The 13991-nt window shown below is 62.9% G+C and carries 13 protein-coding genes; all 13 read right to left on the minus strand.

Annotation, left to right across the window (positions count from 1 at the left end; translation table 11 throughout):
• The 13 genes from LGQ10_RS04880 to LGQ10_RS04940 are packed head-to-tail and all read right to left on the minus strand — an operon-like array spanning position 1 to position 13912.
• A complete protein-coding gene (locus LGQ10_RS04880; protein WP_226524840.1) occupies positions 1-627 on the minus strand; it encodes a cytochrome c oxidase subunit 3 in 627 nt (208 codons plus the stop codon).
• Complete coding sequence (locus tag LGQ10_RS04885; RefSeq protein ID WP_027616417.1) at positions 614-2212, minus strand: cbb3-type cytochrome c oxidase subunit I; 1599 nt, start codon at positions 2210-2212, stop codon at positions 614-616. Before LGQ10_RS04885 ends, LGQ10_RS04880 begins: the two co-directional genes overlap by 14 nt.
• Entirely contained in the window at positions 2209-3141 is a 933-nt protein-coding gene (coxB, locus tag LGQ10_RS04890) for a cytochrome c oxidase subunit II (protein ID WP_174395393.1), read from the minus strand. Before coxB ends, LGQ10_RS04885 begins: the two co-directional genes overlap by 4 nt.
• The gene (locus tag LGQ10_RS04895; protein ID WP_174395392.1) at positions 3138-3938 is read right to left on the minus strand and encodes an SCO family protein; all 801 of its coding nucleotides are present in this window, start codon (positions 3936-3938) and stop codon (positions 3138-3140) included. The genes coxB and LGQ10_RS04895 overlap by 4 nt, the downstream gene beginning before the upstream one ends.
• Positions 3928-4278: a hypothetical protein gene (locus tag LGQ10_RS04900; RefSeq protein ID WP_174395391.1), complete on the minus strand. Its 351-nt coding sequence runs from the start codon at positions 4276-4278 to the stop codon at positions 3928-3930. The genes LGQ10_RS04895 and LGQ10_RS04900 overlap by 11 nt, the downstream gene beginning before the upstream one ends.
• On the minus strand, positions 4268-5260 hold the full coding sequence (locus tag LGQ10_RS04905; protein WP_051550464.1) for a hypothetical protein: 993 nt from the start codon (positions 5258-5260) through the stop codon (positions 4268-4270). Before LGQ10_RS04905 ends, LGQ10_RS04900 begins: the two co-directional genes overlap by 11 nt.
• A complete protein-coding gene (locus LGQ10_RS04910; protein WP_027616414.1) occupies positions 5257-5790 on the minus strand; it encodes a c-type cytochrome in 534 nt (177 codons plus the stop codon). The genes LGQ10_RS04905 and LGQ10_RS04910 overlap by 4 nt, the downstream gene beginning before the upstream one ends.
• On the minus strand, positions 5787-6311 hold the full coding sequence (locus LGQ10_RS04915) for a DUF3341 domain-containing protein (RefSeq protein ID WP_033865883.1): 525 nt from the start codon (positions 6309-6311) through the stop codon (positions 5787-5789). Before LGQ10_RS04915 ends, LGQ10_RS04910 begins: the two co-directional genes overlap by 4 nt.
• Positions 6304-7668, minus strand: a complete 1365-nt coding sequence (gene nrfD, locus LGQ10_RS04920) for an NrfD/PsrC family molybdoenzyme membrane anchor subunit (protein ID WP_174395390.1) — start codon at positions 7666-7668, stop codon at positions 6304-6306. The genes LGQ10_RS04915 and nrfD overlap by 8 nt, the downstream gene beginning before the upstream one ends.
• The gene (locus tag LGQ10_RS04925) at positions 7658-10531 is read right to left on the minus strand and encodes a TAT-variant-translocated molybdopterin oxidoreductase (protein WP_226524841.1); all 2874 of its coding nucleotides are present in this window, start codon (positions 10529-10531) and stop codon (positions 7658-7660) included. Before LGQ10_RS04925 ends, nrfD begins: the two co-directional genes overlap by 11 nt.
• Positions 10528-11184 (minus strand): cytochrome c3 family protein, encoded by a 657-nt coding sequence (locus LGQ10_RS04930; protein WP_226524842.1) that lies wholly within the window; start codon positions 11182-11184, stop codon positions 10528-10530. The genes LGQ10_RS04925 and LGQ10_RS04930 overlap by 4 nt, the downstream gene beginning before the upstream one ends.
• 59 nt (positions 11185-11243) lie before the next feature.
• Positions 11244-13037 (minus strand): thiamine pyrophosphate-requiring protein, encoded by a 1794-nt coding sequence (locus LGQ10_RS04935; RefSeq protein WP_174395387.1) that lies wholly within the window; start codon positions 13035-13037, stop codon positions 11244-11246.
• A gap of 17 nt (positions 13038-13054) precedes the next feature.
• The gene (locus LGQ10_RS04940) at positions 13055-13912 is read right to left on the minus strand and encodes an SDR family oxidoreductase (RefSeq protein WP_174395386.1); all 858 of its coding nucleotides are present in this window, start codon (positions 13910-13912) and stop codon (positions 13055-13057) included.
• Positions 13913-13991 lie beyond the last annotated feature (79 nt).

Below are 13991 nucleotides of genomic sequence, written 5' to 3' on the forward strand. Positions count from 1 at the left end.
TCAACGCCCCACCAGGTAGAGAGTGGGAAACAACAGGATCCAGATCCCGTCCACCAGGTGCCAATACAGGCTGATCATTTCCAGGCGCATCGCGCCCTGATGAGGTGCCAACCGGTCGCGTTTCAACGCGCTGTACAGCCACAGGGCCAGGCCAACGGCGATCAACACATGTAGCCCGTGCAACGCCGTGGTGATGAAGTACAGGTTCATGAACAACTGCGCCGACGGCGTCTGCCAGGTTGAGTGATCGCTAAAGCCGGGCAGCACGCCTTCGTGGATCTCCAGGCCGTATTCAACACCCTTGCAGCCCAGGAACAACACGCCCAATACGGCCGCACCCAGCAGACACCAGCGCACCCGGCGCGGCTCGCTGACGGCCAGGGTCATCAACAAACTGCTGGTCAACAACAGGACTGTATTGCCCGTCGCCAACAGGTAATGCAGGCCCGCTACGGCCTCCGCCACCCCGCTCGGATGACGCAGCCGAAAGAACCACGCCACCATGATCAGGCTGCCGAACATCATCGCTTCGCTGGCCAGGAACAGCCACATGCCCAGGCGGGCGGCCTCGCGTTGCTGGGCCCAGGCCACGAACGGGTCGGCGGGCCTCTCGTCAGAGCGGATCACGGCGGGCCCCTGGGGAATAATCGTAGGCCTCGAAATCCACCGTCACCGGCGCTTCGAAGTTGTGCAGCGGCGGCGGCGAAGCCACGCGCCACTCCAGCCCGGCCGCCTCCCAGGGATTGATCGGCGCCCGCTCGCCCCAGCGCAGGGAGCCGAGCAGGTAGAAAAACGGCAACACGTAGGCCAGCGCCAGGATCGATGCGCCGGCCGATGACATCACGTTGAGGAACTGAAAGTCCGGGTCGTAACTGTGGTAGCGACGCGGCATGCCCAGGTAACCCAAAAGGAATTGGGGGAAAAACGTCAGGTTGAAGCCGCAGAAAATCAGGATCGCGGTGACCTTGCCCCACAGTTGCGAGTAAAGACGGCCGGTGATCTTCGGCCACCAAAAATGCAAGGCCCCGAAGTACCCGGCCACGGCGGCGCCGACCATGATGTAGTGGAAGTGCGCGACCACAAAATAGGTGTCATGCGCATGCAGGTCGGCGGCCAGCAGCGCGAGGAACAGCCCGGTGACGCCGCCGACGATAAATAACCCGATAAACGTCAGCGCAAACAGAAACGGCGCATGCAGGGTCAAGTCGCTCTTGTACAGCGTGGCACTCCAGTTATAGGCCTTGATCGCCGACGGAATCGCCACCAGAAAACTCAACAATGAGAACACCAGGCTGGCATACATCGACTGCCCGGCGACAAACATATGATGGCCCCACACTAGAAAGCCGATCACCGCAATCGCCACGCTGGACCAGGCGATAAAGCGGTAGCCGAAAATGCGCTTGTGCCCTGCCGCCGTGATCAACTCGCTGACCACCCCCATGGCCGGCAGAATCATGATGTACACCGCCGGGTGGCTGTAGAACCAGAACAGATGCTGGAACAACAGCGGGTCGCCGCCCAGTTTCGGGTCGAACACACCGATGTTGAACAGGTGCTCGGCGGCCACCAGCACCAGGGTGATCGCCAGCACGGGCGTGGCCAGCACCAGAATGATCGAGGTGGCGTACATCGACCAGATGAACAGCGGCAAGCGCATCCACGTCATGCCCGGCGCACGCAGGGTATTCACGGTGGCGATGATATTGACGCCGGTGAAGATCGACGAAAACCCGGCAATGAATACGCCGCAGATCACCGCCACCACATGGCCGTTGCTGAACATCGTCGACAACGGCGTGTAGAAGGTCCAGCCGGTGTCCACCCCGCCGAGCAGCAGCGCCAGCAAGGTGAACAGGCCGCCACCCAGCAGCAAGTACCAACTGAACAGGTTCAGGCGCGGAAAGGCCATGTCTTTGGCGCCGATCATGATCGGTACCAGGAAGTTGCCGAACACGCTCGGAATCGACGGAATCAGGAAAAACCACACCATGATCACCCCGTGCAGGGTAAACGCGCGGTTGTACCCATCGGCGGTGAGCAAATCCCCTTCCGGCGTGACCAGTTCGATGCGGATCAGACTCGCCGCCAGCCCCCCGGCAAAGAAAAAGAAGGTCACGGTGAGCATGTACAGCACCGCAATACGTTTGTGATCGCGGGTCAGCAACCATGACCGCAGGCCCTGTGCATGCAAATAGCTGGGTTGGCTCATTGGTGTTTCTCCGGAAGTTCGCGCAGGTAAGCGACAAGCCGCTGCACGGCCTCTTCATCCAACAGATTGCTGTAGGTCGGCATGATCGGCAGATAGCCGGCTACCAACTGTTTTTGCGGTAAAAGGATGCTGTCGCGCAGGTAGGCTTCATCAGCTTTTACCTGGCTGCCGTCGGCCAGTTGCACCGAACGGTTGAACACACCGGCCAGCGGCGGCGCGTTGCCTGAGTCGTGGCAACTGGCGCAACCGTATTGGCGATACAGGGTCTCGCCCTGACGGGCAAGGTCGGCGCTGCTGCCGTTGTCTGCCAGCCAGTGCTCGTAATCGGCGGGGTTAAGCACCACCAGGCGCGCCAGCATTGCCGCGTGGTCGGTGCCGCAGTATTCGGCGCAATACACCTCGTAGGTGCCGCTGTGTTCGGCCTGGAACCACAACATGCTGTAGCGCCCCGGCAACACGTCTTGCTTGATACGCAGACTGGGAAAAAACAGGCTGTGGATCACGTCTTCGGAAATCATGGTCAACTTCACCGGGCGCCGGGCCGGCACGTGCAGGGTGTTGATCTCCCGCTGACCGCCCTGGTGCTGGAATTTCCACATCCATTGGCGCGCGGTGACCTGCACTTCCAGCGCATCCTCCGGCGGCGTGCGGGCGATGAAAAACAGCCGCGCCGACAACAGGAAGACCACCAGCGAACCTATGAACGGCAGGATGATCCAGGCCAGCTCGATAGGCAGATTACTTTGCGGGCGATGGTCGCGGTCGGCGGGACGGCCCCGCCGATAGCGCCAGATAAACACCCAGAGCGCGACGAACACCGGCACCACGAACAGCGCCATCATGGCGGCGAAGCCGATCACCAGCCAATCAACCGACACCGCGTAGTCCGAGGCTTGTGCCGGCCAAAGGCGCAGAAAGTGTTCGTTCATCGCGCCTCCCGACGTTCGCGCCGCACCGCCCGCAAAATCAGCAGGCCGAGCACCAGCACCGTGGCCACGCCTGCCACTTGCAGCAGCAGAATGATCCGGCTGCTGTAGGTGCCGCTCTGCGGGTCGTAGTGGTAGCACAGCAATAACAGTTGTTCCTTGATGGCCCCCAACTTGCCCTGCCCGGCCTCGGTCAATGCCAGGCGCAGGTCGCTGGGCTGATAGCCCAGGCCGTAGAGCCAGCGCGACAGGCGCCCGTCACCCGTTACCACCGCGACTGTCGAGCTGTGGGCGTATTGCTGCTGTTGCGGGTCGAAGCGATAGCCGAAGCCGATCGAGTCCGCCAGGGCCTGGCTGGCCGACGCATCGCCAGTCAGCAGATGCACGCCAGGTTCGTCAGCCAGTGCTGGCCAGTGCTGGCTGAGCTTGGCCAACTCTTCCCGGGCGGCGCTGACATCTTCGCGGGGGTCGAAACTGAAGGCGATCACCTGGAAGTCACGGCCCAGGAGATAAGGCTGGTTGACCAGTTGGCTGAACAGGGTCGAGAGCGCCGCCCCGCAGACATTCGGGCAACGGTAGTACAACGGCACCAGCAATGTGGGCTGGCCCTTGAGCAGGTCGCCCAGACGCACCGAGCGGCCCTGTTGGTCGGTGAAGCGACTGTCGAGCGCCAAGGAACGGCCGACGTGCGCCGTGTCGATTCCGGCGGCGGTAAAGGGGTCGAATGGCTGCGCGGCGCCCGCTTGCGGCAGCCAACAGCACACCAGTGCGACGACCAGCAGCAGGCGCTCAATGCTCATCAGGCCAGCCTCGCTCCAGCAGCAATTGCCGGGCCTGTGCCAAGGGCAGGTGCACGATGTGATGCTCACGGTCGACCCAGCCATAACTGTCCAGGTGCAGACGCTGGCGGGCCAGTTGCCGCTCACCCGCCTGCCGGGGATCAGCTTGTAGACGCGGCTCAGGGGGCAATAGGCGCTGGTGTTCCAGTGTGCTCATCGGCGGTTGTTGCACCTGTTGACGGTAGCCGCTCAACAACCAGGCCAGGCCGCCCAGGCTCAGGGTTACGGCCACTCCCAGCAGCACCATTACCCGGGCAGCTTTTTTACCGTCAAAATCGTTGGGCTGGTATTCAGCGGTCATGGCGCCTCCTTTGCCACTGCCGCCGCCACACGGCAAACAAGCCCGCAGCATATACCCCCTGGCACAGCACCGCGGTGAGGAGCATGCCAAGGGTAGCGTCGGGAAAAATCGACGGCAGGCTGATCCACATCGACTCGACAACCCCCGACAACAAGATCGCCGCACAGCCCCACGTCAACACATTCATTCGCCCGCCCCATGGCGACGCGAGTACCACCAGGCACACCAGTTGCCCGGCGACCAACAGCGCCGTCAGTGCGCCCCACCCACCCGTCTCGCGCACGCGGTACCAGTCTGTTTCATGCGCCAGGTCCACCGACCAGATAATCAGGTACTGCATGAACTGCACGTAGATCCAGAACGCCAAGGCGCTTACCAGCAGACCGCGCAACAGCACACACTGGCGTGCGGGCAGCAGCACCACGTTCCAGCACAACACACACAGCCCGGCGAAGGCCAGGCCGTCGAGCAGTTGCCGGGCAATCAACAACAGGCCGAACACGCTGGAGACAAACCCCGCCTGCAACGACATCAGCCAGTCCACGGCGGCCAGGCTCGCCACCAGCGCGTACAGGATCAACCCCGCCGCACTGCGCTTACCCACCCAGCCGTGCAACACCCAGGCAAGCCCGCCGTACACCAGAGTGCGTAACACAAAAAACCACGGCGATAACCACAGGCCACGAAAACCCGGAGCCGCCTGATCGAACCAGGGGTACACCCAGGGCATCGTGACCAGCACCGGCAACAGCATCGGGATGATCATCAGCACGGCGCTTGCACCCAAGCGGCTGCCGGGATCCAGCAACGGCTGCCAGCGACCGCTGACCAGACGCGTCAACAACGCCAGCAGCAGGCAACCCAGCGCGACATTGCTGCCATTGACCGCTGCCGCCAGGACGCCCGCACCGACCCAGGCAGGCTGCCAGACACCAAGCACGCCAAGGCAGATGGCGGCAGCCAGTAGCCACCACCGGCTCATTGGCCGGACTCCTCGAAGGCCTGGCGCACAGTCGGCGGCAGCGTTTGCAGGTTGGCGTGCTGGCTCAACTGCAGCACACGCAAGTGGGCGACAATCGCCCAGCGCTCATCGGGCTGAATGCGCGACGCGTAGCCGTACATCAAGCCTCGTCCGTCGGCAATCACCTGCATCAATTGGTCATCGGAGGCGTTCAGCAACCGCGGTTCGATAAACGACGGCGGTGCCGGAAAACCACGGCCCACCACCAGCCCATCGCCGAGCCCGCTCAGGCCATGGCACGGCGTGCAGAATGTTTGATAGCCCGCCTCGCCACGTGTCAGCAAGTCCGCACTCAGGGCCGGCCGTTGGCGGGCAAGCGCTTCACGTTGCAGTTGCCCGCGCGCCACACTGCCGGCGGGAGGCTGGCGACTGCTGAGGCCATTGCCAAACAACGCGCCGGCGCGCTGTTCGAGTACCTTGGCCTGGCGTGACATGTCATCACAGCCGCTGCACAGCAGCACCAGGCTCAATGCCCATGGCCAGGCATTCATGGCGCCACTTGCTGCACGCTCTGCGCGCGTTCGGCCAGCCAGGCGTGGGTCTGGTGTGCGTCAAACAGCGGGTCGCGCGCATCGATAAACAAGAAGAACCCATCATCGCTGGCCCCTTCAAACCCCTCGACGCCGAACAACGGATGATGCAAGCGCGGCAGACGACTGCACAGCAACAACGTCAACACGGCTGCCATAGCTGCAAACACCACGGCAAACAGAAACGTCACCACGGCGAATGAAGGCAACGCCACCAAGGGTCGCCCGCCGATGTTCAAGGGATAGGCCCACACCGAACCGATCTGCATCACCAGCGCCAGGACGATGCCCAGTCCGGCGCCCAGGCAGGCCATGCGCCCTACTCGCCTGGCGTCGACCGCCAATACCGGCTCCAAGGCTTCCAGCGCAAACGGCGCGAAGGCATCCAGCCGCCGATAACCCAGGTCCCACGCGCACACGGCGGCATCCACCAGGGGCTGGGGCGCCGGGAACCGCGCGAGTAAACCCAGGCACTCAGCCATCGCCGCGCTCCTGATGCAGCGCCTGCTTGACCTCGAACGCGGAGACCATCGGCACATAGCGCAGAAACAGGCTATAGGGCACCAGAAACACCCCGAAGCTGCCGATAAACAGCGTCCAGTCCCACAGGGACGGCGTGAAATCGCCCCAGCTGGAAACCAGCAGATCACGCATCTGCGGCGGGATCAGCAGCATGAAACGCTCGGCCCACATCCCCACCAGTACGGCCAGCGCCACCAGTGCCAATCGCGGCGGGCTTTGGCGCACGTTTCGCCACCAGAGCGCCTGGAGCACCCCGACATTGCAGACGATCGCCAACCAGAAACTCCAGGCATGCGCGCCGCTGATGCGCGCAAGCAATACCTCGATTTCATGAGCGTCACCGCTGTAGAACGGCATGAACAGATCGGCCAGGTACCCATAGGTGGTCATCCAGCCGGTGGCCAGCAACAGGCGCCCGAGCATGTCCAGATGGCGTGGGGTGATCAGGCTTTGGATGCACAGCAACCAGCGCACGGCAATCGCCAGCAGCGCCACCAGGGCGAACCCGGAAAACACCGCCCCGGCCACAAAATAGGCGGGAAACAGGGTTGAATGCCAACCGCTCTGAGTGCCCATGGTCAGCAAAAACGAATAGCCGCTCGACACCGCAAACACCAGCGGTATCGCGAGGATCGCCAGCACCCGCGTGGTGCGCCGCCACAGCGCCCAATGCCGTTGCGACCCACGCCAGCCGAGCGCCAGCAAGCCATAGACCGTCTGGCGCAGCGGCGTGCTGGCCCGGTCACGGGCGCTAGCAAAATCCGGAATGGCGCCCACCATCAGGAACAGCACCGACACCGTGAGGTACGACAGGATCGCAAACATGTCCCAGGCCGTCGGGCTTTTGAATTGCGGCCATAAGCCCATTTCATTCGGGTAGGGCATGGTCCAGTAGAACAGCCAGGGACGGCCCAGGTGCAGGATCGGGTATAGCGCGGCGCAGATCACCGCCATCAGCGTCATCAGCTCCGCCAGCCGGTTGAGGGTATGACGCCAGGGCCGCTCGATCAGCAACAGCAAGGCCGAGATAAAGGTGCCCGCGTGGCCGATCCCCAGCCACCAGATGTAGTTGAGGATGCCAAATCCCCAATGCACCGGCTGATTATTGCCCCACATGCCCACGCCATTGCCCAGCAGCACGACGACCGAGCCCAGGTACACCAGCAACAACACCAGGCCGACACCGAACATCCAGCGCCAGGCAACGCGCCGGGGGAACTGCTGCAATGGCCCGAACACCTGCCGCGACACCTGCTGGTCGCTCAAATCCTTTGGCAGGAAATGCCCGGTGGCGTGCAGCAGCGGCTCAGCCTTCATCGCCGGCGCCCTCCTCCTCGATGCGCGCCAGGTAACTGGTGCGCGGCCGGGTGCCGAGGGCTTCCAGCAAGCGGTAATGGCGGGGATCACGGCGTGCGAGGCTGACAGCGCTGGCGGGGGCGTTGATGTCGCCAAACTGGATGGCCTGGCTGGGGCAGGTTTGCTGGCAAGCGGTGATCACCGCAGAGGGGTCGAAATCGTCGCCGTGTTGCTTGTCGTCCGTGCGGGCGTTGCTGATGCGTTGGATGCAGTACGTGCATTTCTCCATCACGCCGCGGGAGCGTACCGTCACCTCGGGGTTGCGTTGGGCCTGAATCGACGGCGCGGCGTCGGCGCTCCAGTCCAGCCAATTGAAGCGTCGCACTTTGTACGGGCAGTAAGAGGCGCACGTGCGTGTGCCTATGCAGCGGTTGTAGACCATCTGGTTCAAGCCATCGCGGCTATGCACGGTGGCGTTGACCGGGCAGCCGGTTTCGCAGGGCGCCTGCTCGCAGTGCATGCAGGGCAATGGCTGGAAGCGCGAACGCGGGGCCTCCAACGGCCCCTGGTAATAATGGTCGATGCGCAGCCAGTGCATGCTGCGCCCCTGGCCGACCTGCTCGGCGCCGACCACAGCAATATTGTTCTCGGCCTGACAGGCCACCACACAGGCATTGCAGCCGGTGCACAGGTCCAGATCAATGACCATGCCCCACTGCGGGCCGCTGTCGGCCACCGGGCTGTAGAGCGACGCGGGAATGGCCTGGGTCGCGAGTTGTGGTTTGGCGCGTGAGACCACACGGATGGGCGGTTCCTGCGCTTCCGGCAACCGGTGATGTGACTGGGTGGCCGCCAAGAGAAAGTGCTCGCCGGTGCTTCGTAGGGAGGCACTGACGGAGAATTGCTCAGTGGGCCTCACCGCGTAACCCAGGCCATCACCGACGCGCCCGGCGTGGCTGCGACCGTAGCCGGTGTATAAGGCAATGACCTGGTCGGCCTGCCCGGGTTCAACCCAGGCCGGTCCGCGCACGGTCTGCTCCGCCAGTGTTACCTCTATACCGTCGCCGTTGCTCACGCCCAACTGTTCGGCCAGGTGTGGCGAAAGCCCGATCACATTGGTCCAAGTCAGGGTGCTGATGGGCTTGGGCAATTCCTGCAGCCAGCCGGAGTTGGCGAAACGCCCGTCCCACACGGTCGGGTCGGGGCGGATTACGGCCTCTAATCCTTCGCCGACGTCGGCCGCCGCGAGGGTAATTGGCGTCATTTCCTCCACCTTGACTGGCGCTGGGGCCGGTTCAATCCAGCCATTGGCCAATGCCTCGCGCCATTGTTGCTGCGCGATATGCGCCCAGGTTGCGCGCACCAGCGCCAAGGCATCGGCCTCGGTTGAGTGCATCAGCAACTCGAGGACCTGATGCAAGGTGCGCGTCGAATACATCGGTTCGATCAGCGGCTGGACGATGCAGACACTGCCGTCCGCCGCGCGGCCATCGCTCCAACCGTCCAGGGCGTGATTGAGCGGCAGGTGCCAATGGCACTGCGCGGCGCTTTCGTCGTAGTAGAGCCCTGCATGCAAGCGAAATGGCGCCTGGGGCAGCACATCTTGCATGTAGGCATTTAGCACTGGGTTGCAGTCGAGTATCAGCAAATGAGTCACTGCTTCCTGACTCAGTTGCGCAAGCGAACCCCACGATTGATTCGGCTCGTAACCCAATAACCTCGGCACCTGCCAGTCCAACGCTCGGCCTGCGTGCCCCAAGCGCTGGTTAAGCTGCATGACCTGCGCCTGCAACGCCTCGGACGCCTGCTGGCTGATACCGATCAGGCCGCGCCCAGGGTGGGCCTTGAGCGCAGCGACGGCGTCCTGCACCCACTGCCGTTGCGCCGAGTTCAGGCGCGGCGTTCCGGGCAGGTCCTGGCCCAGCGCCTGGCCCAGCGCAAGCAGCAGGCCGGGCAACTGCGACGGCGCCGTGGGCAAGCGCGCGGTGGCGGCAGCGCCGGTGAGGCTCGGAACACTTTCAGCCACGAACACCAACGCGGCGCCCTCACCGTTCGCTGCCTGGCGGCGGCGTTCAGCCCAGCCGCGCTGGAGCACCGTCTGATACGGACCGCTGCCCAGCGGGTCATATTCCAGGCACACCAGAACCTCGGCCTGTTCCAGATGAACCTGCGCGGCCAATGGCTGACCGAACGCGCGTTCGCTGGCTCGCAGGGCGGCCGTCTCGGCAAAGGCTTCGCCATGGTACAGGCGCGCCTCAGGCCAGCGTTGTTGCAACTGGTCGAGCTGGCGCTTGAGGGTCGGTGAACTGCTGGCCCCGCAGACGATGTGCAAGCCCTTGCCACGAGCGCTGTCCAACACCTGCTGCTCATGGGCCAACGCCGCGCGCACATCCGGCCAACTGGCTTCGCGGCCTTTGAAACGCGGCGCCTGGGAACGGTCCGGATCATAGAGTTGCAGGATCGCCGCTTGAGTAAAAGCATCGCAGGCGCCGCTCGAGACGGGATGGTCCGGGTTGCCTTCAAGCTTGATCGGTCTGCCTGCAACGGTCTTGCCCAACACGGGCTGGGCAACACCGACAAACGGGATGGCGGTGGCGTACCAGGCCGGCACGCCTGGCGTCAGGTTGACCGGCTGACTGACCGCCGTCACCGCCTGTTCCGGGGTCTTGCCACAGGCGGCCAGTCCCGCCATGGCGATAGACGCCGCCATCAACTGCAGGAAACGCCGTCGATCCATCAGAGGCGCCACACCTGCAAATTCCGCTTCTATCAGTGCTTGAGCGTCAGGGGACTCGGCAAGCGCCTCAAGCCCGCGCCAATAAGCCTGCCCCTCAAGTCCGGCCAGTTGTTCACGCAAAACGGAGAAGTCCAGCGGCTTACTCATCGGTGGCACGTCCCGCAGTCGGTAAGGCCCCGGGTATCGATGTGCCGCGCGGTCATCAGGCGCTCACCCAATTGGCGACGGTCCTCGGAAGGCTTCCACTGCATATTGGTGACCTGCCCCAAGGGACGCAGATGGGGCGCCGGGTCACGGTGACAGGCCAGGCACTGGCCCATGTTCAGCGGTTGCGCCTTGAACATCAGTTGCATGCGGTCGACCTGACCATGGCATTCACTGCAGCCGACGCCGACGTTCACATGTACGCCGTGATGGAAATACACGTAGTCCGGCAGCTTGGCGACGCGTTGCCAATGCAAGGGCTCAAGCTCACGCAGGCTCTTGCGCAACGGCTCCAGCACATCGGCTTGTGTCCATACCTGGGAATGACAACTCATGCAGGTTTCAGTGGGCGGCATGCTGGCCATCGCGGAGGACTGCACCGCGCTGTGGCAATAACGGCAGTCGATCTTGAGTTCGCCCGCATGGTGGGCGTGGCTGAAGGGCAATGGCTGCTCGACCGCCCAGTTACGGCCGGTGCGGTAGTCGGTGCTGTCCAGAGTCAACGCCACAAGCAAACCTCCCGAGAGCCCGGCGATCAGCAGCAACAGTCCTACGCGCAGCCAGGTGTCGGCCGAGCGCCTGAAAATCTGCGTCATTGCCGGATTCTCATATCCATGTTCTTACCGCTTTGGCTGCGCGGGTGCGCAGGCGTTCGTTATTTTTTTGCGCCTCCTGGCAGTACGCTGGCCAACACTTGCTTGGCGGTTTGCACAATCACCCCGGCTTCATCCGGGTCGCCTTTGAGCAACGTGGTGGCGAACTTTTTGGCCTGTTCCAGTTTGATATGCGGGGGAAGTGGCGCCACGTCGGGGTCGGTCTTGAACTCGATCAGCACCGGTACATCCGAGGCCAACGCCTGTTCCCAGGCCCCAGCCACATCCTCCTCGCGCTCAACGAAAATCCCCTTCAGCCCCAGCGAAATCGCAAACAGGTGATACGGCACGTCAGGAATGGTTTGCGAAGCCTCAAACTTGGGGTCGCCTTCCATCACGCGCTGCTCCCAAGTGACCTGGTTCAGGTCTTCATTGTTGAACACCGCACAGATCCATTTAGGGCTCTGCCACTGCCGCCAGTATTTGGCCACGGTGATCAGTTCGGCCATGTTGTTCATCTGCATCGCGCCGTCGCCCACCAGCGCGATCACGGTGTTCTGCGGGTGCGCAAGCTTGGCGGCGATGGCGTACGGCACGGCGGCCCCCATGGACGCCAAGCCACCGGACAGGGAACATTGCATGCCACGGCGGATCTTCAAGTCGCGGGCATACCAGTTGGCACAGGAGCCGGAATCGCTGGTGATGATGGCGTGGTCGGGCAAGCGTGGAGACAGCTCGTACACCACGCGTTGCGGGTTGATCGGTTTGGCTTTTGCCAGGGCGCGTTTCTCCAGGGTTTTCTCCCAGCTAGCACGCCAACCCTCGACTTTCTTGCGCCATTTACGCTGAGTCTTGCGGGTGAGCAACGGCAACAGCGCAGCCAGGGTCTCGGCGGCATCACCCACCAGATTCACCTCCATGGGATAACGCAGGCTCAACATGTCGGGTTGCAGGTCAATCTGCACGCCACGGGCCTGGCCTTCCTTGGGCAGGAACTCTGAGTAAGGAAAACCCGAGCCGATCATCAACAAGGTGTCGCATTCGGTCATCAGCTTGTAGCTGGGCTCGGTGCCCAACAGGCCGATGCTGCCGGTAACCCAGGGCAAATCGTCAGCGACTGCAGCCTTGCCGAGTAGCGCCTTGGCCACCCCGGCGCCAAGCGCTTCGGCGACGGCGATGACTTCATCGGTGGCCGCCAGCGCCCCTGCGCCGACGAGAATCGCAACTTTCTCACCGGCATTCAGCACGTCTGCGGCGTGCTGTAGATCTGCCTCATACGGCACCACTCGCGGTTTTGAATAACCCACCCCCGAGTGCACTGTGCCGTGGGCCCTGACGGGCGGCTCGTAGGCCGCCTCCTGCAAATCGTTGGGCAGGATGATCGCCGTCACTCGGCGCTCACCGACCGCCGTGCGGACGGCCCGGTCCACCAAGTGACGCACCTGGGATGACACCATAGCCTGCTGCACAAATGCCCCTGCCACATCCTTGAACATCGACACCAGGTCCAGCTCCTGCTGGTAATGCCCCCCAAGCGCAGCACGCGCCTGCTGCCCGACAATCGCCAGCACCGGCATATGGTCCATCCGCGCGTCATAGAGCCCGGTAATCAGGTGCGAGGCTCCTGGCCCTGAAGTCGCGATACACACGCCCAGCTCCCCCGTGAATTTGGCGTGAGCCGACGCCATGAACGCGGCCATTTCCTCATGACGGGCCTGAATGAATTCGATCTTGCCCTGCGCCCGGCTCAACGCGCCGAATACACCATTGATACCGTCACCCGGGTAACCAAAGATTCGGGTAACGCCCCATTGGCTGAGCCGCTCAACCAGAAAGTCGCCTACTGTCGTCGTCATCGAATGCCTCGCTTCATTCAAAGAATGGGTTTGCCACCTGTTACGCCGTAGCGTTCACCGGAGATATAACTGCCCTCATCCGACGCCAGCAGTACGTAGATGGGCGAGACTTCGACTGGCTGGCCGGGGCGCCCCAGCGGTGTATTGCCACCGAAATTTTTCACGGAGTCCTCGGTCATCGTTGATACGATCAATGGCGTCCAGATTGGCCCGGGCGCCACACTGTTGACGCGAATACCGCGCTTGCCGAGCATCTGCGCCAGTCCCGCAGTGAAGTTGGCGATCGCGCCTTTGCTCGCCGCATAGGGCAACAGCGTGGGGTTGGGCGCATCGGAATTGACCGAGCTGGTGTTGATGATCGAACTGCCCTCGGCCATGTGCGGCAGCGCGGCTTTGCAGATGCGAAACATCGCGGTGACGTTAACGTTAAAGGTCTTTAGCCAATCTTCATCGGGGATGTCTTCCAGACTTTCGTAGGTCATCTGGAACGCCGCGTTATTGACCAGCACATCAATGCGTCCGAACTTCTCCACGGTGTCACTGACGATCGCCGTGCACTGATCCGCGTTGCCCAGATCACCGGGTAGCAACAGGCATTGACGACCCGCCGCCTCGACCCACCGCGCGGTTTCCTTGGCGTCTTCATGCTCATCCAGATAGGAGACCGCCACATCCGCGCCTTCGCGTGCAAAGGCGATGGCCACCGCACGCCCAATGCCGCTGTCGGCCCCGGTGATTAAGGCTATTTTGTTGGCGAGGCGGCCCGAGCCTGTGTAGGTCTGCTCACCGCAATCAGGCATTGGATCCATCTTGCGCTGTTGACCGGGTACGGGCTGCTGTTGCGCCTTGAATGGTGGTTTTGGATAACTGTTCATCGGTCTTCCTCCTGGCTGTGATTACTTTTGCGAGGGTTGGCCGGGAGGGTAAGTTCAGACAGATTTTGAAAAAATCAGA

Source organism: Pseudomonas sp. L5B5 (genome assembly GCF_020520285.1).
GTDB lineage: Bacteria > Pseudomonadota > Gammaproteobacteria > Pseudomonadales > Pseudomonadaceae > Aquipseudomonas.